Below are 21,853 nucleotides of genomic sequence, written 5' to 3' on the forward strand. Positions count from 1 at the left end.
AACTGCAGCGGCTGTTGGGGTTGTAGGGTCAGAAAGTAGTCCTTGAAAGCCCCGGGGGGCTGGTTTAGACTCTTGAAGTTTGCCGCCCCAACCGATGCGCGGGCCCCACTGGGCCCTGCCGCCCGCCCCGCGGGCCGGGGGTCTGCGGCATCCTTAGAACAGTCACGAGGAGGACGTCAAGTCATGGCTCGCAAGTGCGAAGTCTGCGGCAAGGGGATCCAGGGCGGCAACCGGGTCAGCCACGCCCACAATATCTCCAAGCGCCGCTGGCTCCCCAATCTGAAGAACGTGCGCGTGGTGCAGGCCGGCCGCACCGTGCAGATCCGCATCTGCACCCGCTGCCTGCGCAGCGACCGCGTCCAGAAGGCCGCCTCGAAGAGCAAGGTGGCCTCCACCGCGTAGCGGGCAAGGCCCCGTCGGAGCGCCCAGGCACCCGCCGGGCCCGGGCGATGCATCGGAAGCGCAGCCGACACCGGTTGCGCTTCCTGCTTTTCCAGGCCGCGGCAGATCGCCTCCGGGCTCCCATGCTCACCCCTCGGGGCGGAACAAGGCGCAATCAGGAGGGAGGAACTCCCTCAAGATCCGGAACAGCCCGGCCGAAATTTCCCCAGACTTCCGATGGATGGCGCACCTTCGCCCTGTCCCCTCCCCCCGGGACCGGTCGCCGCGTTCGACCCGGGGAGGATGAGGCCGTAAGGATGCCCTGCAGCCAGAAACAGAACCCCGTGTTCAGGGAATTGAGCTACGCCATCGCGGCGCATGGGAACTGGAAGCAGTCCATGCGCAAGGCGCTCGACGGGGAGGCCTGTGACCTGACCCCGGCGCGGGTGCGCGACGATCACGCCTGCGACCTCGGCAAGTGGCTCTTCGAGGACTGCCCTCCCCAGATCCGCACCACCCCGCGGTACGCGGAGGTGGTGCGGCTGCACGCCGAGTTCCACGCGCACGCCACCCGGGTGCTGGACATGGCGCGCGCGGGGCTGTTGGCGGAGGCCCGGCTGGAGGTGGAGGGCGAGGGGGAGTTCACCCGCAGGTCCCTGGCGCTGGTGAAGACCCTGCTGGAGTGGAAGGCCGAGGCGGCCTAGCGCGCGGGTGTCGCGGCGGGTCGCGGGCTCCCGGCAAGTTCCCACGAGAAGGCGCCCCGGGCACTCCCCGGGGCGCCTTCCCTTGAGCCACCTGGCACGCGCGGAGGGATCCGCGGGCCCGGGACCTAGCCCGGGGCCCCCGCCTCCGCCACCGGGGTCACAGGCCGGGCCTCCTTGAGCCCCTCCGAGCCTCCCTGCACCTGGCTGCGGGCCACCGGGTTGCCCGGGTCCAGCTCCAGCACGGTGGCGAACTCGGCGCGGGCCTCGGCGTCCCGCTCGGTGCGGCGGAGCAGCCAGCCCAGTTCCAACCGGGCCTTCACGTAGGCGGGATTGATCCTCAGGGCTTCCTTCAGCTCACGCTCGGCGCCGTCGTAGTCGGAGAGACGGGCCAGGCAGCTGCCCAGGTGCTTGTGAGCGTCGGCGTAGGCGGGGTTGAGCTGCACGGCCTTCTCGAGCCAGGCGCGGGCCGACACGTCGTCGCCGCGGCGCACCACCAGCCGGCCCATCGCCAGGTGCGCCAGGCCATATTCCGGGTTCAGCACCAGCGCGGCCTTCAGCTGTTCCTCGGCCGCATCCAGCTGGCCGGCCTCGAAGTAGGCGGTGGCCAGGTTGAAGCGCAGGTCGGGGTAGTCGGGCCAGATCTCGATGGCCCGGCGGAACTCCTGGATGGCCCCCGCGTGCTCGCCGCGGGACAGCCGGATGTAGCCCAGGTCGGCCGCACCCTCGGCCAGCCCGGGGTCCTGCTCCACGGCCAGCGCCAGCTCCCGCACCGCGCCCTCGGTGTCGCCCAGGGCGTAGGCCACCAGCGCCAGGTAGTTGCGCGCGCGGGCCATGTGCGGGTTCTTCACCAGCAGCTGCTCCAGCGTGAGGCGCGCCTCCTCCAGGCGGCCCTGGAGATAGCGCGCCACCCCCAGGTGCAGCCGGAGGTCCGGGTATTCGGGATGATGTCCCAGCGCCGTCTCGAACACCTGTGCCGCGCGCGAAGGCTCCCCGCGCAGGAACCAGGACTGTCCCAGGTGCACCTGCGCCTCGGCGTACCGGGGATTCACCCGGATGGCCGCCACCAGCTGCTCGGTGGCCTCCTCCAGCTGCCCGGTCTCCTTGAGCGCCACGCCCAGGCGGCAGTGCAGGTCGGCGTAACCCGGCGTCTCGGCCAGGGCCTTTCGCAGCTGAGGGATGGCGTCGTCCACCAGGCCGCGGTTGTACAGGTCGATGGCCGCGTTCAGGAACTCGCTGCTGCGGGTCTGGTGGTCCACCGTCTCGCGCATCTCGGTGAGCAGGTCGTCGGTAAGGGCGGTGTAGGCCTGCAGGTGGGCGCCGGAGCGCAGCCGGAAGCCGCCCTGGGAGAGCTTCTCCAGGGTGGCGTGGACGGCGTCCTGGTCGCCCATCGCGTGCGCCACCAGCACGCGGTAGCAGCGCGCGGCGGTGTAGCCGTCGTTGCGGGCCAGCGCCGCGTCCAGGCTGGCGGCGGCCTCCGGATGGCGCTGCAGGCGCCACAGGGCCACGCCCAGGTAGTGGTGCAGGTCGGCGTAGTCGGGGTTCTCGGAGACGGCCTTCTGGAACTCCGCGGCGGCGCGCTCGGCGTCCCCCTTCTGGAGGTAGGCCAGGCCCAGGTTGGCGCGCGTCTCGGCCGCGTAGAACAGACCCAGGTTGTAGTAGGGATTGCCCGGGTCGCGCCCGTCACGGATCACCTGCTCGAACTCGAGGATCGCCCGGTCGTAGTCGCGCTGGTTGAAATAGCGGATTCCGCGGTTGTAGTGCTCGTTGTCACCCCAGCGGAACAGGCGCGTAAAAAGGGACATGCAACCTCCAGCCCGGGCCCGCGCCCGTCTTGGGGGCCCCGTCCGGGACCCCCCAAGGTACGGTTATCGGCCGACCGGGCGGCGGACTCAAGGCCCGGCCCGCCTCGCGCGTGGCGCGCGGGGGCCGGGGCCCGGCCGCTCCCGGTTCAGCGCACCTGGCGGCGCAGGAACGTCGGCACCTCCAGGTTGTCCCGGGAGAACATCTGGGTGAGCCGCTTCATCGCCCCCGGGCGCTCCTGCCGCATGAAGGCGGGCTGCGCGAGGTCTTCCGGGTTGTAGTGCCCGTCCGTGGGCGGCGGTTCCACCAGCGAGATCCGCGGCGAACTGACCTTGCCGAAGCCGGTCGCGATCACCGTGATCGAGAGCTCCCCTTCCATGGCCGTGTCGATGACCGCGCCGAAGTACACCGAGGCGTCGGCGCCGGCCTCCTCCACCACCAGGTTCACCGCCTCGCGGACCTCGTGCAGGCTCAGGTCCAGCCCGCCGGTCACGTTCACCAGCAGCGCCTCGGCGCCCTTGATGGACACGTCCTCCAGCAGCGGGTTTTCGACCGCCTGGCGCGCCGCCTCGAAGGCGCGGTTGGCGCCGCTGGCCCGGCCGCTGCCCATCAGCGCGTGGCCGCGGTCGGCCATCACGGCGCGGGCGTCGGCGAAGTCCAGGTTGACCAGTCCCGGCACCGCGATGATGTCGGTGACGCTCTTGGTGGCCTTCAGCAGCACGTCGTCCACCACCCGAAACGCCTCGTTGAGGGGCGTGCTGGCGTCCACCACCGAGAGCAGCCGCTCGTTGGGGATCACGATCAGCGTGTCCACGTGCTCCTTGAGCGCCTCCAGCCCGCGATCGGCCTGCTCGCCGCGGCGCCGGCCCTCGAAGGAGAACGGCTTGGTGACCACCGCCGCGGTGAGCGCGCCGCGCTGCCGCGCGATGGAGGCCACCACCGCGGCGGCGCCGGTGCCGGTGCCCCCGCCCATGCCGGCGGTGACGAACACCATGTCGGCGCCCTCGAGCGCCTCGGCGATCAGGGCCTCGTCCTCCTCGGCCGCCTGGCGGCCGATGTCCGGGTTGCCGCCGGAGCCGAGCCCCTTGGTCAGGCGCCCTCCGATCTGCAGCTTGCGCGGAGCCGTGGAACGGTTGAGCGCCTGCATGTCGGTATTGGCGACGATGAAGTCCACGCCGCTCATCCCGGAGTCGATCATGCGCTGCACGGCATTGCCGCCGGCGCCGCCGGCGCCGATGACCTTCACGCAGGCCAGCCGGTGCTGCTCCACGGGCTCGATCTCGAAAAGCATGCTCGTCCTCCTTGACGGGTTCGCGAACCGTTCATGCCTGGCGCGGGGATCCGGGCTTCCGTGCCCGTCGCATCCGCGCGTCTCTCGTTCGTCATGATGCTGCTTCCGGACCGGGCTCCTACGAGACCAGGTCCTGGATCCACTGTCGAATGCCACCCAGCCGCGAGCCCAGCCGTCCGGCCGCCTCATCGGGCTCCTCCTGGAACGCGTGCAGCAGCAGTCCCACGCCCGTGGCGAACCGCGGGTCGCAGGCCTGCTCCGGCAACGCCTCCACGCCGCCGGGCACGCCCACGCGCACCGGCAGCTGGAAGATCTCGGCGGCCAGTTCCGGCGCCCCGGACAGGAGTGCGGTGCCACCGGTGAGGACCACCCCGGCGCCCACGGCGTCGAAGTAGGGATTGCGCCGCACTTCCCGCAGCGCCAGCTGGAAGATCTCCTCCATTCGCGGCTCGATCATCGAGGCCAGCAGGTGTCGCGAGATCTCGCGCGTCTCCCGCCCGCCCACCCCCGGCACCAGGATCAGCTCGGAGGCGTCCACCTTCGAGGCCAGCGCGCAACCGTGGTGGATCTTCAGTTCCTCGGCCTTCTCGAAGGGCGCTCGCAGGCCGATGGCCAGGTCGTTGGTCACGTTGGCCCCGCCCAGCGGCAGGATGGCGGTGTGCCGGATGCTGCCCTCGTGGAACAGCGCCACGTCGGTGGTGCCGCCGCCGATGTCGATCAGGACCACGCCCATCTGGCGCTCGTCGGGCTCCAGCGTGGAGTGGCTGGAGGCCAGCGGCTCCAGCACCAGGTCGCGCACCTTGAGCCCGGCCCGCGAGATGCCCTTCACGATGTTGCGGGCCGCGGTGACCGCACCGGTGATGATGTGCACGTCGGCCTCGAGCCGCACGCCGGTCATGCCCAGCGGGTCGCGGACGCCGTCCTGGTCGTCCACGATGAACTGCTGGGTGATGGCGTGGATGATCTCGCGGTCCACCGGGATGGCCATGGCGCGGGCCTGCTCCAGGGCGCGCGCGATGTCCTGCGGCGTGATCTCGTTGTCGCGCCGCGCCACCGCCACCACGCCGCGGCTGTTGATGCTGCGGATGTGGTCGCCCGCGATGCCGGCCACCACTTCGCGCACCGGGAAGCCGGCCTGCTGTTCCGCCTCGTCCATGGCGGCCTCGATGGCCGCCACGGTCTTCTCGAGGTCCACCACCACGCCGCGGCGGAGGCCCTCGGAGGGCGCCTGTCCGAAGCCCACCACGCGGGGCTGCGGCCCGCCGTTCATCTCGGCCACGAAGGCGCAGATCTTGGTGGTCCCGATGTCCAGTCCTGCGATACGTCGCGTCTTGCCCATGGGACGGCTCCTAGCTGTGGGACGGGGACGCGGCCGAAGCGGGAACGGCGGTCCCGCCCTCCACCACGACCTGGTCCCGGAATCTCAAGTCGATCACGCGCGCCTCGGGCATGGTCTTCTCCAGGTGCGGAAGCACCGCCTGCAGCACCGCCAGCTTGCCGTCGCCCATCGAGCCGGGTCGCAGCCACACCTCCGCGCCGAAGCCCTGCAGCACCAGTCGCACCAGGCCGGGCTCGCCCAGGCGCACTTCCGAAATGCGCCACCACACCTCGCGGTGCGAGGCGCGGCAGCGGCCCAGGAAGTCCAGCGCGGCGAGCACGCGGGGCTCGGGCACGCGCGCGCCGAAGCGCAGGGTGTCCAGCGCCAGGCCGGTGAGCGTGGGCAGGTCGGCGGCGACGCGGTCGCCGCCCAGCGGCAGCAGCACGCCGTCGGCGTCCACCTCGGCGAGTCCGTCGCGGTGCGGGACCAGGGCCTCGGGGACGCGCTCGGTGATCTCCAGGCGGAGCGTGCGCCAGGGGATGCGGCGCACTTCGACGGAGGCGATCCAGGGGTGGCGGTTCAGGCGCGCGCGGACCTTCCCGGTGTCGAGGAACAGCCATCCGGGGCGGTTGCCCAGCGCGGCGGCCTCGCGCACCTCGGTGGCCAGCAGCACGCGGTTGCCGCGCACTTCCACCGTGGCGGCCTCCCACACGCGCAGCGGCGCGGGCACGCCGCAGAACGCGAGGAATGCGGCACAGCCCAGCCCCAGCGCGAGGCATGGGGGCACGATCCAGAACGCGCGAGAACCGCGGCGCCTGGGGGTGGCCGAGATGGCTTTGCCGAGGTAGTGGGAGCGCATCCTTGCATTCCTGTCCGGCCCGCGGATGTGCGGCGGCCGCCCGTCCATGGGCCCGGAGGAGGTGTTACCAATGACGGTGATCGTGGAGTCCTACGGCGGCATCCTGCCGCCGACGCCCCAGTTTATCTCACTCCCCCCGCGGATGCGAGGGAAGAAATGAGCCGCTCACCCAGTTTCCACACGTCCCCGGCGCCCATGGTGATCACCAGGTCCCCCGGGCGGGTCTTCTCGAGCAACACGGCCGACGCGGCCTCGAAGTCCGCGGGGGTGTACACTTCGGTGGCCCCTGCCGCGCGGGCCGCCTCGGCGATCAGCTCCGAGGTCACCCCCGGAATGGGCTGCTCCCCGGCGGCGTAGACCGGCAGCAGCACCAGCAGCCCCGCGCGGGCCAGGGTCTCCCCGAACTCCCTCCAGTGGTGGGCGGTACGGGTGTAGCGATGGGGCTGGAAGACCGCCACCACCCGGCCCGGGCCAAGGCCCCGGGCGGTCTCCATGACCGCGGCGAGCTCGGTGGGATGGTGACCATAGTCGTCCACCACGGACAGTCCGGCGGCCGCCCCCTTGCGCTCGAACCGGCGCGCCACCCCCTGGAAATCCTCCAGGCCGGCGCGAACGGCCTCCGGCGGCAGGTCCAGCTCCTCCCCCACGGCCACCGCCGCCAGGGCGTTGAGCACATTGTGGCGGCCGAACAGCCGCACCCCGAACTCCCCCCACACCTGGCCGCGGAAGCTGGCCGTGAACCAGGTGCGCTCCCCCTCCTGGCGGATCCCGGAGGCCTTCCAGTCCGCGGGCTGCTCGATGGCGTACGTCAGGTGCCGGCGCTTCACGAAGGGCAGGATCTCGCGGACCCGGGCGTCCTCGGCGCACAGCACCGCGACCCCGTAGAAGGGCACCTTGTTGACGAACTCGATGAACGCCTTGCGGATCTCGACCAGGTCCCGGTAGTGGTCCAGGTGCTCGGCGTCGATGTTGGTGACCACCGCGATCGCCGGGGAGAGCAGCAGGAAGCTGCCGTCGCTTTCGTCGGCCTCGGCCACCAGGAAGTCGCCCTCGCCGGTCCGGGCGTTGGACCCGATGGACTTCACCCGGCCCCCCACCACCACGGTGGGGTCCAGGCCCCCGTGCGAAAGCACCGTGGCCAGCAGCGAGGTGGTGGTGGTCTTGCCGTGCGCGCCGGCCACCGCCACGCCGTACTTGACGCGCATCAGCTCGGCCAGCATTTCGGCGCGCGGCACCACCGGCACGCCCAGCGCGAGCGCCGCCTGGTATTCGGGGTTGTCGTGGCGGATGGCGGAGGAAACCACCACCAGGTCGGAGCCCTGCACGTTGGAGGGATGGTGGCCGAGGAACACCTTTCCCCCGAGCCGCTCCAGCCGCTCGGTGACCTCGGTGGCCTTCAGGTCGGAACCGGACACCCGGTAGCCGAGGCTCAGCAGCACCTCGGCGATCCCGCACATCCCGGTGCCGCCGATGCCCACCATGTGGACGTTGCGCGCCTTGCCGTACACGCCCGGCCTAGCCCTCCGGGGGCGCCGCGGACGCGCCCTGCACGTGGCGCTCGAGCGAGCGCACGATCTTCTCGGCGGCGTCCACGCGACCGAAGTTGCGGGCGTTGCGGGCCATGGTCTTCAGGCGGCTGCGGTCGTCCATCAGCGCCAGGACCTCCCGGGCCAGCCTCGCCCCGTCGGTCTCGGAGTCCAGGAGCATCGTGGCCGCGCCGCGCTCCACCAGGTTGCGGGCGTTGATGAGCTGGTGATTCTGCGCGGCGTGCGGGTAGGGCACCAGGATCGAAGGCAGGCCGCACACGGTGATCTCGGAGATGGTCATGGCTCCGGCGCGGGCGATCACCAGGTCGGCCAGGCAGTAGGCCTCGGAGATGTGCGGCAGGTAGTCGCGGACCACCGCCCGCGGGCCGGTGATCTGCTTCGACACCCACTCGTAGTCCTCGCTGCCCGTCTGCATGATCAGCTGGAAGCTGGGCTGGCGCGAGAGCGTGGGCCAGGCATCCACCACCGCCTGGTTCAGGCTGTGGGCGCCGCGGCTGCCCCCGAACACGAACAGGGTGAACATGGACAGGTCCAGCCCGTACTTCTCGGCGGTGGCGCGGGGGTCGCCGCCCAGCACCTCCGGGCGGACCGGGTTGCCGGTGAGCTTCAGGTGGTTCTTGCGGCGGAAGAACTGGCGCGACTCCGAGAAGTTGATGTGCACTTCCTGCACGATCCCCGAGAGCCAGCGGTTCACCAGGCCCGGAACGCTGTTCTGCTCCTGCATCACCACCGGGATCCCCTGCAGGCGCGCGGCGATGACCACCGGGGCACTCACGAAGCCCCCGGTGCCCAGCACCACGTCGGGCTTCTCGCGCAACAGCAGCTTCTGCGCCTCCCCGATCGAGACCAGGAAGCGGAACAGGGCCGACACCTGCGAGAACCCGGGGCGCCGCGGCAGGCCCCGCACCGAGATGAGGTCAAGGTGGAAGCCGGTCTCGGGCAGGACGCGCGTCTCGAGCCCGCGCAGCGTGCCGACGAAGGTCACCTTCCAGTCCGGATGCCGGCGGCGCACTTCCTCCGCCACCGCGACTCCCGGGTAGATGTGGCCGCCGGTGCCGCCGCCGGCGATGATGATCCTGCCCATACTCGGGGCCTCGGAGGTTGACGGACGGGGGCCGGACGGGCCGCGCCTGGCGCGTGGCTCCCCCCGGCGAAAGGACGAGCCGGACGCGCGACCCTGGGGGCCGCGCGCCGGGGATTTCCAACGGTTCCCGGTCGAGGAAGATATCAAAGAAACCTCCCCGCCACAAACGCCCGGCCAGCCGCCCCGGACGCCGCGCGCCCGCGCCCTAGAGGGCGCGGCGAGAGATGTTGAGCAGCACCCCGACGGTGAGCAGGTTCATCACCAGCGAGGAGCCGCCGAAGCTGATGAACGGCAGGGGCAGCCCGGTGGTGGGGAACATGCCGGTGGTCACCGCCACGTGCACCCCCGCGTACACCGCAAGTTGCAGCGACAGCCCCGCCGCCAGGTAGAATCCGAACGAATCCGCGGCCCGCAGCGCCGTGCGGAAGCCGCGCCACAGCAGCAGGGCCAGCAGCAGCAGCAGCGCCACCGAGCCCAGGAAGCCCATCTCCTCGCCCCAGATGCTGAAGATGAAGTCGGTGTGCGGGTCGGGCAGGAACAGGAACTTCTGCAGTCCGTGACCCAGCCCGCGGCCCAGCAGGCCCCCGGAGCCCAGCGCCACCAGCGATTGCCACAGCTGCCACACCTGGTCGCGCACGTCCACCGGCTTGCCGGTGACCAGCGCCAGGTAGTCGTGCAACCGCTTCATGTGATGCCCGTGGTGGCTCAGCGCGTAGAGCATCACCGGCGGCACGCACAGCGCCATGCCCGCCAGCCAGCGCCAACTGAGACCGGCGACCAGGAGCAGCAGGAAGCCCACCCCCAGCAGCGCGGTGGCGCTGGAGAAGTTGGGCTGCAGCACGATCAGCCCCGCGGTGGCCACCAGCACGCCCATCGCGCGCAGCACGGTGCGGGTGGAGCGGGCGGCGCCTTCCTCCCGCGCCAGGATGGAGGCCATCACCATCACCGTGAGCACCTTGGCGATCTCGGTGGGCTGCAGCGACACCGCGCCGATGCGGTACCAGCGGTACGCCCCGCGCACCTGGTGGACGTTCACCAGGTCGTCGCCCGCGTCGCCCACCCCGCCCAGCTTGCGCAGCACCGCCAGCGACACCAGCATCCCCAGGCTCACCACCCACAGCGGCAGCGCCCAGCTCTGCCAGCGCCGGTAGTCGGTGCGCGCCACCAGCACCAGCACCACCAGGCCCACCAGCGCCCGGATGCTCTGCCGGCCCAGGAAGGTGGCCGGGCCGCCGAACTGGGTGGAGCCCAGGTAGGAGCTGGACGAGTACACGGCGAGCATCCCGATCCCCAGCAGCAGCAGCGTGGTCCAGAACATCACCGGGTCCCACCGTCCGGTGCGGGGCGCATAGAGTCGCCGCTGGGTCATCCGTCCTTCCTCCCCGTCCTGAGCCGGGCCACGTGGGCGCGAAACTGGTCCCCGCGGTCCTCGTAGTCGCGGAACATGTCGTAGCTGGCGCAGCCCGGCGAGAGCAGCACCACCTCGCCGGGAGCCGCGCGCTTCAGCCCCTCGGCCATGGCCTCCTGCAGCGTGGCGCAGCGTACCGCGAGCGCGCCGGGATAGGCCCGCGCGATCCGCTCCGCGGCCTCGCCGATCAGCAGCAGCGTCCTTACCTTCTCCTGCACCAGCGGCGCCAGCGCCTCGAAGTCGCCGTGCTTGTCGTGCCCGCCGGCCACCAGGTGCAGCGGCGCGTCGAAGGCGCGCAGCGCCTTCTCCATGGAGTCCACGTTGGTGGCCTTGGAGTCGTTCACGAACCGCACCCCGCCGATCTCGCCGCACGGCTCCAGCCGGTGCGGGAGTGGCGGGAAGTCCGCCAGGCCCTGCGCCAGCCGCGCGGGCTCGAACTTCCACGGCAGCGTCATGGCCAGCGCCGCGAGCGCGTTCTCGAGGTTGTGCGGCCCGGGCAGCGCCAGCTTCGCCGCTTCCGTCACCGGGGTGGCCACGCCCTCGCGGTACAGCGTGATCACGCCCGCCTCCACCCCGGCCCCGGTGCGCACCGGGCCGCGGGCGCTGAACAGCGCCAGCTCCGCGCGCAGGCCCGGCGCCAGCGCCATGGCCGCGGGGTCGCGCGCGTTGAGCACGGCCAGGTCGGACGGGCCCTGGTTCTCGAAGATGCGCGCCTTGGCGGCCACGTACTCGGCCATGGAGGCGTAGCGGTCCAGGTGGTCGGGCGTGAGGTTGAGCAGCGACGCCGAGCGGGGCCGAAAACGGTGGATGCGCTCCAACTGGAAGCTGGACACCTCGAGCACCGCGAAGGTGTCCTCCGGCAGCCGGTCGCACTCCCCGGAGAGTGCTGCGCCCACGTTGCCGGCCAGGTGCGCCTCGCGTCCCGCCGCGCGCACCAGGTGCGCCAGCCAGGTGGCCGTGGTGGTCTTGCCGTTGGTGCCGGTCACCGCCAGCACCGGGCCGCGCACGAAGCGGAACGCCACTTCCAGCTCGCTCAGCACCGGCACGCCGCGGTCCCGCGCGGCCTCCAGCAGCGGGTTGCCCGGGCCCACGCCGGGGCTCACCACCACGAAGTCCATCCCCACGAGGGCCGTGGGATCCTGGGACTCCAGCCGGCACTCCACCCCGGCGCGCTCCAGGCGCTCCGCCGCCGCCACCGCCCCGCGGGCCTTGGAGTCCAGCGCGCGCACCGCGAACCCGTGGCGTCGCAACAGCAGCGCGGCCGCGGTGCCGCTGCGCGCCAGTCCCACCACCAGGGCCGACAGCCCCGGCAGCCCCAGCGTGTCCGGCGCGTGCGTCATCCCGGTCGGTCTCCCGCTACTGCAGCTTGAGCGTGGTGAGCGAGAGCAGCCCCAACAGCCCGGCCGCGATCCAGAACCTCACCACCACCCGCGACTCGGGCCAGCCCAGCAGCTCGAAGTGGTGGTGGATGGGGGCCATCCTGAAGAGCCTCTTCCCGAACCACTTGAACGAGCCCACCTGGATCATCACCGACAGCGCCTCCACCACGAACAGCCCGCCCACCACCACGAAGAGCAGCTCGCGCTTGATCAGGATGGCCACGGTGGCGAGCGCCCCGCCCAGGGCCAGCGAGCCGGTGTCACCCATGAACACCTCGGCGGGGTGGCAGTTGAACCACAGGAACCCCAGCGAAGCGCCCACCAGGGCCGCGCAGAACACCGTCAGTTCCCCGGTGCCGGGCATGTAGGGGATCAGCAGGTAGTGCGAGAACTTCTCGTGGCCGGTGACGTAGCTCAGCCCGGCCAGGGCGATCCCCGCCATCACCACCATGCCCGAGGCCAGCCCGTCCAGGCCGTCGCTCAGGTTCACGGCGTTGGAGAAGCCCGCCAGCACGATCATCACGAACGGGATGTAGAGCAGGCCCAGTTCCACCACCGGAAAGGTCTTGAAGAACGGCACGTTGGTGCGCGTGGCGATCTCCGGGGTGACCGGCGCGAGCACCAGGATCAGGCCGATGACCAGCCCCAGCGCGCCCTGGGCCGCCAGCTTGTAGCGGCCCAGGAGACCCTTGCGCACGCCCTTCACCACGTGCAGGTAGTCGTCCACGAAGCCCAGCAGGCCCAGCCACGTGACCGCGAGCAGCGCCATCTGCACGTAGCGGTTGGTCAGGTTGCCCCACAGCAGCGTGGACACCAGGATGGCCCCCACCAGCAGCACGCCCCCCATGGTGGGCGTGCCGGCCTTCGCGTGGTGGGTCTGCGGGCCCTCGGCCCGGATGGCCTGGCCGATCTTGATCTCCCGCAGCCTGCGGATCACGTACGGCCCGATGAGCAAGGTAAGGAGGAGCGCGGTGGCGGCGGCATAAGCCGACCGGAAGGTGATGTAGCGGAATACGTTGAAGATTGAAATCTGGGTGTGCAGAGGATAGAGGAGGTGATAGAACATGGCGTCTGCCGCACCCCGCGCTCCAGGGCCCTTGCGGACCCAAGGTCCGTCCCATCCGCAGCTCACGCGGACGGGCGCACTCCGTTGCTTCGACCGCCCGGCGCATCCTGCGCCGGGCCGCGTGCCGGGACCGCGTCCCGGCGAATCTGGTTCTAGGCCAGGCGCGCCTTCAGCGCCTCGACCAGTGTCTCCATCCGCATGCCGCGCGAACCCTTCACCAGCAGCAGGTCGCCGCGGCGCAGCCGCTCGGGAAGGGCGCGCACCATCGCGCCCACGTCCTCGAACGCATGGGCCTCGGCCACGCCCGCCTCACGGGCCCCGCGCGCCACGTCGGGGGCGTGCGCCCCCGCGGCCCACACCACGTCCAGCCCCGTGAGTCCCCTCCCGGCCCGTTCGTGCTCCTTCGCCGCGTCCCCACCCAGCTCCAGCATATCCCCCAGTGCCAGCATCCTGCGCCCGCGGGCCGGCGTATGCAAGAGAACTTCGACGGCCGCGGCCAGGGAATCGGGGTTGGCGTTGTAAGTGTCGTCCAGGATCTGCACCCCCCCGGCGTGTGCCAGCTCCAGGCGGCCGTGCTCCAGTCGGCGGAATCCAGCCAGCGCGGCGGCCGCCTCCGCCGCCGGCACGCCCAGCGCCCCGGCGGCGGCGATGGCCGCCAGCGCGTTGCGCACGTTGTGCAGGCCGGGAACCTGGAGCCGCACCTCCGGGCCGCCCTCCAGGCGAAACGTGGAGCCGCCCAGGCCCCGGGCAGCCACGTTCACCGCGCGCACGTCGGCCGGCGCATCCACGCCGAAGGTGCGCACCCGGCTCACGCGCCCGCGGTTGGCCGCCATCAGCGCCTCGTTGTCCGCGTTGAGCACCGCGGTGCCGCCGCGACGCTCCAGGTAGTCCACCAGCTCGCTCTTGGCCCGCGCCACGGCTTCCACGGTGCCCAGCCCCTCCAGGTGCGCGCGCCCGGCGTTGGTGATCACGCCGGCGGTGGGCGCGGCGATCCCGCACAGGGCGGCGATCTCCCCGGGGTGGCTCATGCCCATCTCCACCACCGCCATCCGGTGCCGCGGCTCGAGCCGCAGCAGCGTCAGCGGCACCCCCAGGTGGTTGTTCAGGTTGCCCTCGCTCGCCAGCACCGGCCCCCGGGCCGCCAGCACGTGCGCCAGCATGGCCCGCACGGTGGTCTTGCCGTTGCTGCCGGTCACCGCGACCAGCGGGATATCGAAGCCGGCGCGGTGGGCGCGGGCCCACCGCTGCAGCGCCGCCTGCGGATCGTCCGCCGCCAGCAGGGCGGCGCCCGGCAGGAGGCGTTCCCGCTGCGCCTCGATCCACGCCGCCCGCACCAGCGCGGCACACGCGCCCGCGCCCAGGGCGCGGTCGGCGAAGTCGTGCCCGTCGGCGCGCTCTCCGCGCAGGGCCACGAACACCTGGCCCTTCTTCAGCCCCCGGGTGTCGATGCACGCGCCGTGCACGCGACGGCGGCCGGCGTCGGCGGGGCGCACTCCCACGGTCTCCAGCTTCGCCCCGGCCAGCCCGGCCACGTAGGCCAGGGTGCCCGGCTGGGCGGCCCGCGCGGCCTTCACGGCCGGTGTCCCAGGGCGGTCAGGGCCTCACGCGCCACCTGCCGGTCGTCGAAGGGATGCTTCACCGTGCCCACGATCTGGTAGTCCTCGTGCCCCTTGCCCGCGATCACCACTCCGTCGCGGGGCCGCGCCGCGGACAGCGCCCGCCCGATGGCCCGGCGGCGGTCCACGTCCATCACCCAGCGGAGGGAATCCGCGGACAGCCCGGGGCGGATGTCCTCGAGGATCTTCGCCGGGTCCTCGGTGCGCGGGTTGTCGGAGGTCACCACGGTGAAGTCGGCCAGTCGCGTGGCCACCGCGCCCATGGGGGCGCGTTTGCCGGGATCGCGGTCGCCGCCGCAGCCGAACACGCAGATCAGCCGGCCGGCCACCGCCTCCCGGGCGGCCTGCAGCACCCGCTCGAGCGCGTCGGGGGTGTGGGCGTAGTCCACCCACACCGCGAAGGGCTGGCCGTGGCGCACCGCCTCGAGGCGGCCGGGGACGCCGCGCACCGATTCGAGGCCCCGCCGCACGGCCTCCGCCGGCACCCCGGTCTGCAGCGCCAGCGAGGCGGCGGTGAGCGCGTTGCTCACGTTGTACGGCCCCGCCAGCTTCAGCTCCACGGCGAATTCACCGCCGGGCCAGCGCAGAGAGAAGGCCGAACCGTCCGGGCCCAGCGTCTCGCGGAGCGCCGAAACGTCGGCGGCGGCGGCGGGCAGACGCGAGAAGGTCCACGTCGGGGCGGTCTTCGCGCGGGCGGCGAAACGCGCGCCTTCGGGATCGTCCAGGTTCAGCGAGGCGGCCCGCGGCTTGCGCCACGGCTCGGCCTCCCACGGCTCGAACAGTCGCATCTTGGATTCCCGGTAGTCCCCGAAGTCCGGGTGAAAATCCAGGTGGTCGCGCGTCAGGTTGGTGAACGCGACCGCGTCGAAGGGCAGCCCGTAGGTCCGGCGCAGCTTCAGCGCGTGCGAGGAGACCTCCATCACCACGGCGTCGCAGCGCTGGCGCCGCGCCTCCGCCAGCAGGGCCCACAGCTCGGGCGCCTCGGGCGTGGTGTGCGGCGCCTCCTGCGCCCCTTCCGGGAAGTGGTACCCGGTGGTGCCCAGCACCGCCGGTCGCCCGCCCGCCGCCTCGAGCACCGAGCGCAGCAGGAAGGTGGTGGTGGTCTTGCCGTTGGTGCCGGTCACGCCGTAGGCCCGCAGCCCGTCCGCCGGTTGCCCGTGCCAGGCCTGGGCCAGTTGCGCCAGGGCCCGGCGCGAGTCACCGGCCACGACCTGGGGCGCGGCCACGTCCCCGGCGGCCGCCTCCACCACCGCCGCCACCGCGCCCGCGCGCACCGCGTCGGCCACAAAGCGGTGCCCGTCCACCGAGAACCCGCGCACCGCCACGAACAACATCCCCGGCCGCACCGCGCGCGAGTCACAGGTGAGCCCGGTCACTCCCGCCTGCGCCAGCCCCGCGGGAGCGGACAGCCCCGCGGCGCGCAGCAACTCGCCCAGCGCCCGCGGCGCGTCCTCAGCGGGCGGCATCGGCGTACAGCGTGACGACCAGGCCCGCGCGCGCGGGCGAACCCGGCGCGGGCTCCTGCCGCGTGACGCGTCCCCCCCCCACCACGCGCGCGCCCATGGCCGCCTCGCGCAGCGTCCCCAGCGCCTCGCGCAGCGGCATGCCCACCACCGAGGGCACCCCCGAAGCGCGGGCCGCCGAGCCCTCGGTCCACAGCCGCACCACCCCGCCGCGCGCCAGCCAGCTCTCGGGCGGAGGCTCCATGCGCAGCACGCGGCTGCCCGGGCCCACCACCGTGGCCACCAGGCCCGCCGCGGAAACACGCTCCACCGCGGCGCGGCGCACCGCGCCGCGCACGTCGGGCACGGCCACCCTGCCGGCCGCGGCCAAAGCACCCCGCGACTCCGGCGTGATGACCTCCAGCGGGGGCGACACCGGGCCGGTGCCGCTGCGCGCCAGCGCCTCCATCACGTCGCGGAACACCGGGGCGGCCACCAGGCCGCCGTAGTGCTGCCCCTGGGGCTCGTCCACCATGGTCAGCATCAGCAGGCGCGGCTTGTCCACCGGCATGAAGCCGACGAACAGCGACATGTACTTCCCGCCGCCGTAGCCGCCGCGGCCGGGCGCGGCCTTCTGCGCGGTGCCGGTCTTGCCCGCGGCGGGCGCCCAGCCCAGGCGCGCGGCGGACGCGGTCCCGCTGTCCACCACCGCCTGCAGCATGGGACGCAGCGTGGCGGCGGTGGCCTCCGACATCACCCGGCGCACCACCTCGGGCCGGAAGCGCTTCACCAGCCGGTTGTTCCCATCGTACATGGCGCGCACCACGTGCGGGCGCATCAGCAGGCCGCCGTTGGCCACCGCGGCGTAGGCCGAGGCCAGCTGCATCATGGTCACGGACACGCCCTGGCCGAAGCAGATGGTGGCCAGCTGGCGCTCCTGTCCGGGCCCCGGCTTGGCCAGGGAGCCGGGCGCCTCGCCCGGCAGGTCCACACCCGAGATGGCGCCGAAGCCCATGCGGCGCGCGAACTCCACCATGCGGTCGGGGCCCAGGCGCAGGCCCAGCTTGCCCGCCCCGATGTTGCTGCTCTTCATCAGCGCGTACCAGGCGGGCACGGTGAAGAAATGATCGTGGCGGTCGTCGTGGATGGGCTTGCCACTGCCCAGCGACCAGGTTCCGCCCTCGCAGTTGATCGGCGTGTCGGGGGTGATCAGGCGATCTTCGAGCGCGGCGGCGAAGACCACCATCTTGAACGTGCTGCCCGGTTCGAACATGTCGGTCACGGCGCGGTTGGGAACCGGCACCGGACGGCCGTCGGAGCCGAAGGCCTCGTTGGCCATGGCCAGGATCTCACCGGTGGCGGGGTCGAGGAGCACCACCGAACCGCCGCGCGCGCGGTGCTCGCGAATGGCCGCGTGCAGCCGCTCCTCCACCAGCGCCTGGTAGTTGGCGCTGATGGTCAGCTCCAGCGTGTAGCCGGGCACCGGGGCGCGCATGCCGCGCTCCGGCACGCGGTGCTCCACCCAGCGGCCGTCCCGGAAGGTGGTCACCCAGCCGGGGGTGCCGCGCAGCAGGTCGTCGAGGTGTTTCTCCACCCCGCCCAGGGGCCGGCCGTCGATGTCGGTGGAGCCCACGATCTCCTTGGCCAGCGTGCCCATCGGGCGCATGCGGCGGACCTCGGGCTCCAGCGTCACACCGGGAGGCAGCGCGCCGCCGTGCACCCACACGCTCTCGCGGTCGGCCTCCATCTGGCGCTCGAGGTACAGGAAGGAGGGGCGCTGGCGCAGGCGCTGCTCGAGAGCCTCGGGGCTGCTGCCCAGCCGGCCGGCCAGGGCGTGCGCGGCCAGCGCCACCAGGCTGTCGGCCGGGCGCCCGGCGTAGCGGGCGGCCAGGGCGGGCGGCAGCGGCGGCACTCCGGGCCGGGACGCGGCCCCGGGCAGCGTCGCGACGGCCCTGCCTCTGGCTTTCAGCGCGGCCCGGGCAGCGGAACGGGCGCGGGCCTGGGCCCGGGCCGCAGCGCGGGCTTCCTGCGCCGCGGCGGCGGGCATGGCCCGGGTCCGCACCACCACGGAGCGGCTCATCACGTTGTGGGCGAGGATGCGGTGGTCGCGGTCCAGGATGGCGCCGCGCTCGGCGGGCAGCTCCACGCGGCCCCAGTGCTCGCGATCCGCGTAGCGCAGGTAGGTCTCGTGGTCGAGGATCTGGAGCTTGAACAGACGCGCGGCGAGCAGGCCCCAGAAGATGATTCCGACAAGAAGCACCAGCTGGAGCCGCCGACGGGGCGGGTGGGCGGAGGCGGCGCCGGGGGTCATCGGATCAGGGCAGCGTCTCCGCCTCGGGGCCCGGGGCGGCCTTGGAGGGTCCGCGGGATTCCGCTTCCGCCGTGGTCGCCAGCCAGTCCCACAGCGACTTCGGGCCGGAGGCGAGGCGGACGGCGCGGGATCCGCCCATGGTGCCCACCGAGAGGAGGCACACCTGCTTGTCTCCCGGGATGGTGAAGCCCATGCGGGTGGACGCGCCCGGCGCGGATTCGGCCTGCGCCCGCCACTCGGCCAGCTGCGCCGTGAGCTGGTGCAGGCGTGCGCCCAGCTGATCCTGGGAGTTTCGTTCGCGGTCGATGCGGGTGCGCAACTCGGCCACGGTCACGTTCTCCCACACGTGGGCGAACGCCAGCACCATGGCCAGCAGCACGAGGCTCAGCACCGGGCGGCTGCGCCAGCGCAGGCCCGCGTTGCGGCGCTGCCGCGCGCGGGCGGCGATGGAAGACGGGCGGTCCATGCCTATCTCCTGGTTGCGGCGCGCAGCCGTACGGAGCGCGCGCGCGGGTTGGGGTCGGTTCTTCCCTGAACCGCCTTGCGGGTCAGACACTCCCACGCATCGGTCTTGAACAGCTGCTTGACGGGCCGGTCCTCGAGCGAGTGGTACGCCAGCACCACCAGCCGGCCTCCCGTCCCCACGCGTGCCCCGGCCGCGGCGAGCAGGCCCTCCAGCGCCTCGAGTTCCCCGTTCACCAGGATGCGGAGGGCCTGGAAAACCCGGGAGAGCTCGGCGTTGGGGCGGGGGCCGCGCGCCAGCGGGCGCAGCGCCCTCGCCAGGTCGGCGGTGGTCTCGAGGGGGCGCCGTTCGCGCTCCCGGACCACGCACCGGGCGGCCTGCCGCGCGCGGCGGGCCTCGCCGTACTGCCTGAAGACTTCTGCCAGTTCCTCTTCGGTCGCGCCCGCCAGCCAGGTCGAGGCCGGCTCGCCACTGCCCGGGTCCATCCTCAAATCCAACGGACCCTCGAAGCGGTACGAGAAGCCCCGGTGGGGGGAGTCGACCTGGTTCGATGAAATCCCCAGGTCGGCCAGGATCCCATCCACCCTGTCCCAGCCCAGCTCGTCCATGAGCCGGCCCAGCTGGTCGAAGCGCGCATGCCGATACAGCACCCGTGGATCGGGCCCGATCCGGCCGGCGGCCCTCGAGAGCGACTCCTGGTCGCGATCGATGGCCAGGATGCGCGATTCCGGCCCCAGCCGCTGCAGCGCGGCCCGCGTGTGCCCGCCGTCGCCCACGGTGGCATCCACGTAGCGTCCCGCCGGGTCGGTGATCCAGAATCCGACCGTTGACTCGAGCAGGACGGGTTCGTGAAAGCCATCGCGCGGCCGGTCCCCCGGTCCCTCGTCCCTCACGTCCGACCCCCGCATGGGCTCGCTCCCCGGGGACCTGCCCCCGGGCCGGGCGCCGCTACGTCCCGACGAGCCCCCGGGTCGCCTCGCGGCGGCCTCGGCGAACCGGCCGGTCGTGCGCGCCCGCCACGCGGGCGATGTCCGCAAGATACGGGCTCATTCCGCACCAGTGCGCGCTCCCGCCGGACATCTCGAGCCGCTGCGACGCGCGCAGCAGGAGCTCCAGCCCGCGGAAGTCCGCGTGCGGCACGGAAGCAAAATCGAGCACCCAGTCCGTCCAGCCCTGAACGGCAAGGTGCTCGATCAGCCCTGCCAGCTGCGCGCACTTCGCGATGGTCAGCGCGCCGCTGGCGACGTAGTGGGTGGCCCTGGTGCCGCCTGGGGTGCTGGTCGTAGGGAAGAACATCCGTTGTCCCCCTGCCGCTCATCCTTGAGCTTGCCCGACTCCCATGCACCGAGGCGTTCTGCGCGCCCCAGGACTCACCCATTTTCCCCGGCAGGCTGGCCCTCGGCCCCCTGCCCAAACCGCTTCTCCAACCGGTCCTCGAAGGAGGCCCCGCGTGTCGGGAGCGCCTCCACCCGGCCGATGTTCCAGATCTCCACGTTTCTGCCGGCGCCCTGGCACCGGACCTTGGTCCCCGGCTTCAGGCCGGCCCACTGCACCAGCACCGGGGGAATATTCACCCGGCCCTCGGAATCGATCTTCACCCGGAAGGTGCGGGGCGCCAGGTCCCGGAGCAGCGCCCGGTCGTTCGCCCGGGTCCAGTCGAGCTGGCGCAGCTTGGACAGGAAGTCCAGGGCCCATTCGCCGTCGGCGTCGCCCAGCTGCAGGCAGCCCTCCGCCCCGATGGTCAGCAGCACGTCGTTGCCCGGCTGCACGCGCATGATCAGCCGATGCGCGATCGGCAGGTTCACCCGGGCCTTGGCGTCGAGCACCTGGTCGTAGCCGCCGACCAGCGTGTTCAGGTTCGCCGCGGCGACCGATTCCGGGGACTGGGTCGGTTCCATCGGGTCCTGCGATCCTCCGGGGGGCTCCAGCTGCTTTTGGCCCCACCAAATCGACACTGAAGTGAATTACAGGCGACACACTACCCCACAAATCCCCACCGCTGCAACAGAAAAAAGTGCCCCTCCGGGCGCGCCCCTCGAAAAAACCGGGAAGGCCCGGAACGACAAGTATTTGACCGGCTTGGGAGCCCTCTCCCGCGGGCACCTAGCGCGACATCAGGCCCTTCACCGCCTGCGCGAACGTGGGCAACGCCTCCAGGCGCCGGCGGTTGAACGCCGCCACGCGGTCCCGCAGGCTGTCGTCGTCCAGCGCGCGCGAGATCTGGCGCGCCAGTTCCTCGTCGTCCCCGGAGGGGAACAGCAGGCCCGAGGAGCCCTCGGTGATCCACTCGCGGTTGCCCTCGATGGAGGTCACCACCGGCATGCACCCGCAGGCCATGGCCTCCAGCAGGGACACCGACGTGCTGTCGGAGCGCGCCGTGGAAACGTACACGCCGGCCTCACCCAGCAGCCGTGCCACCCCTTCCGGATCCTGCCGCCCGACGAAGCGCACGCGCGCGGCGATCGGCGCGGCCAGGCGTTCCAGCCGCTCGCGCTGCGGGCCGTCCCCGGCCACCACCAGCTCGAAGTCCGCGCGGCGCTGCGCCAGCCGCAGGGCGGCGCGCACCAGCGTCGCCACGTCGTAGACCGGCGCCAGCTGACGCGTGGACAGTATGCGCCGCGCCCCCGCGGGCCGCTCGGCCCGGAACGCGAAGCGCCCCAGGTCGGGCACCCAGTCCACGCGCACGGTCTTCTCCCCCGCCACTCCCAGGCGCGACACGCCGCGGGCCAGCACGCCGGCATCCACCGCCACCGCGTCGGCGCGCGACAGCACGCCGCGCGCCCGCGCCAGGTGCAGCGGCGTGCGCCACGCGTTGCGCAGCACATCCGAGCCGAGCGCGGCCACCCACAATCTCGGCCGCGGCGACAGCCGCGCGGCCAGCCGGGAGCCGAGCAGCCCGTAGTCGGGCACGAACAGCGCGCCCAGCGCGTCGGGGCGGAAGCGGGTCGCGACAGCCAGCGCTGCGGGCAGCGCGGCCCGGGTGCGCAGGAAGCCCGGGCCGGACACGTCGAGCACGTGCAGCGGAAATTCCGGCGGCGCGGCCGGGGCCTGCATCGTGACCCCTTCCACCTCGGCCCCGCCGGCACGGAACGCCTCCGCCCAGCGCGCGAAGTGCGGCTGCCGCGCGTCGCCGAGGACCAGGATCCGCAATTGCGCCTCCATTTCCGGTGTGTTAGGGTGCCGC

General features: G+C 72.6%; 19 protein-coding genes. 2 read left to right on the top strand and 17 right to left on the bottom strand.

What is annotated here, in order from left to right; all coding sequences use genetic code 11:
* Positions 1-183: 183 nt before the first annotated feature.
* Positions 184-402, top strand: a complete 219-nt coding sequence (locus HZB25_09065; GenBank protein ID MBI5837382.1) for a 50S ribosomal protein L28 — start codon at positions 184-186, stop codon at positions 400-402.
* A 296-nt stretch (positions 403-698) separates the two neighbouring features.
* A complete protein-coding gene (locus HZB25_09070; protein ID MBI5837383.1) occupies positions 699-1,085 on the top strand; it encodes a CZB domain-containing protein in 387 nt (128 codons plus the stop codon).
* 125 nt (positions 1,086-1,210) lie between these two features.
* Here HZB25_09070 and HZB25_09075 read toward each other — a convergent pair whose 3' ends face one another.
* The 17 genes from HZB25_09075 to HZB25_09155 form a co-directional block, all read right to left on the bottom strand.
* Positions 1,211-2,887: a tetratricopeptide repeat protein gene (locus HZB25_09075; GenBank protein MBI5837384.1), complete on the bottom strand. Its 1,677-nt coding sequence runs from the start codon at positions 2,885-2,887 to the stop codon at positions 1,211-1,213.
* A gap of 146 nt (positions 2,888-3,033) precedes the next feature.
* The gene (ftsZ, locus tag HZB25_09080) at positions 3,034-4,176 is read right to left on the bottom strand and encodes a cell division protein FtsZ (protein MBI5837385.1); all 1,143 of its coding nucleotides are present in this window, start codon (positions 4,174-4,176) and stop codon (positions 3,034-3,036) included.
* Positions 4,177-4,294: 118 nt separating this feature from the next.
* The gene (gene ftsA / locus HZB25_09085) at positions 4,295-5,515 is read right to left on the bottom strand and encodes a cell division protein FtsA (GenBank protein MBI5837386.1); all 1,221 of its coding nucleotides are present in this window, start codon (positions 5,513-5,515) and stop codon (positions 4,295-4,297) included.
* A 10-nt stretch (positions 5,516-5,525) separates the two neighbouring features.
* A complete protein-coding gene (locus HZB25_09090) occupies positions 5,526-6,353 on the bottom strand; it encodes an FtsQ-type POTRA domain-containing protein (protein MBI5837387.1) in 828 nt (275 codons plus the stop codon).
* 122 nt (positions 6,354-6,475) lie between these two features.
* Positions 6,476-7,861, bottom strand: a complete 1,386-nt coding sequence (locus HZB25_09095) for a UDP-N-acetylmuramate--L-alanine ligase (GenBank protein ID MBI5837388.1) — start codon at positions 7,859-7,861, stop codon at positions 6,476-6,478.
* A 7-nt stretch (positions 7,862-7,868) separates the two neighbouring features.
* Positions 7,869-8,984, bottom strand: a complete 1,116-nt coding sequence (gene murG / locus HZB25_09100; GenBank protein ID MBI5837389.1) for an undecaprenyldiphospho-muramoylpentapeptide beta-N-acetylglucosaminyltransferase — start codon at positions 8,982-8,984, stop codon at positions 7,869-7,871.
* 205 nt (positions 8,985-9,189) lie between these two features.
* Complete coding sequence (locus HZB25_09105) at positions 9,190-10,353, bottom strand: FtsW/RodA/SpoVE family cell cycle protein (GenBank protein MBI5837390.1); 1,164 nt, start codon at positions 10,351-10,353, stop codon at positions 9,190-9,192.
* Positions 10,350-11,732 carry a UDP-N-acetylmuramoyl-L-alanine--D-glutamate ligase gene (gene murD / locus HZB25_09110; GenBank protein ID MBI5837391.1) on the bottom strand — a complete coding sequence of 461 codons (1,383 nt, stop codon included), beginning with the start codon at positions 11,730-11,732 and terminating at the stop codon, positions 10,350-10,352. Before murD ends, HZB25_09105 begins: the two co-directional genes overlap by 4 nt.
* A 16-nt stretch (positions 11,733-11,748) precedes the next feature.
* Positions 11,749-12,837, bottom strand: a complete 1,089-nt coding sequence (locus HZB25_09115) for a phospho-N-acetylmuramoyl-pentapeptide-transferase (protein ID MBI5837392.1) — start codon at positions 12,835-12,837, stop codon at positions 11,749-11,751.
* Positions 12,838-12,989: 152 nt separating this feature from the next.
* Positions 12,990-14,411: a UDP-N-acetylmuramoyl-tripeptide--D-alanyl-D-alanine ligase gene (locus HZB25_09120; GenBank protein ID MBI5837393.1), complete on the bottom strand. Its 1,422-nt coding sequence runs from the start codon at positions 14,409-14,411 to the stop codon at positions 12,990-12,992.
* Positions 14,408-15,919: a UDP-N-acetylmuramoyl-L-alanyl-D-glutamate--2,6-diaminopimelate ligase gene (locus HZB25_09125; protein MBI5837394.1), complete on the bottom strand. Its 1,512-nt coding sequence runs from the start codon at positions 15,917-15,919 to the stop codon at positions 14,408-14,410. The genes HZB25_09120 and HZB25_09125 overlap by 4 nt, the downstream gene beginning before the upstream one ends.
* Positions 15,906-18,155 (bottom strand): PASTA domain-containing protein, encoded by a 2,250-nt coding sequence (locus tag HZB25_09130; protein MBI5837395.1) that lies wholly within the window; start codon positions 18,153-18,155, stop codon positions 15,906-15,908. The genes HZB25_09125 and HZB25_09130 overlap by 14 nt, the downstream gene beginning before the upstream one ends.
* A 55-nt stretch (positions 18,156-18,210) precedes the next feature.
* Positions 18,211-18,672, bottom strand: coding sequence for a hypothetical protein (locus HZB25_09135; protein MBI5837396.1), 462 nt, complete (start codon positions 18,670-18,672; stop codon positions 18,211-18,213).
* Between the two features lie 2 nt (positions 18,673-18,674).
* A complete protein-coding gene (gene rsmH, locus HZB25_09140; protein MBI5837397.1) occupies positions 18,675-19,577 on the bottom strand; it encodes a 16S rRNA (cytosine(1402)-N(4))-methyltransferase RsmH in 903 nt (300 codons plus the stop codon).
* 40 nt (positions 19,578-19,617) lie between these two features.
* Positions 19,618-19,965, bottom strand: a complete 348-nt coding sequence (locus HZB25_09145; GenBank protein MBI5837398.1) for an STAS domain-containing protein — start codon at positions 19,963-19,965, stop codon at positions 19,618-19,620.
* A gap of 74 nt (positions 19,966-20,039) precedes the next feature.
* Positions 20,040-20,567: a hypothetical protein gene (locus tag HZB25_09150; protein MBI5837399.1), complete on the bottom strand. Its 528-nt coding sequence runs from the start codon at positions 20,565-20,567 to the stop codon at positions 20,040-20,042.
* 205 nt (positions 20,568-20,772) lie between these two features.
* On the bottom strand, positions 20,773-21,819 hold the full coding sequence (locus HZB25_09155; protein MBI5837400.1) for a glycosyltransferase family 4 protein: 1,047 nt from the start codon (positions 21,817-21,819) through the stop codon (positions 20,773-20,775).
* Positions 21,820-21,853 lie beyond the last annotated feature (34 nt).

The organism is Candidatus Eisenbacteria bacterium (genome assembly GCA_016235265.1).
Lineage (GTDB): Bacteria > Eisenbacteria > RBG-16-71-46 > RBG-16-71-46 > JACRLI01 > JACRLI01.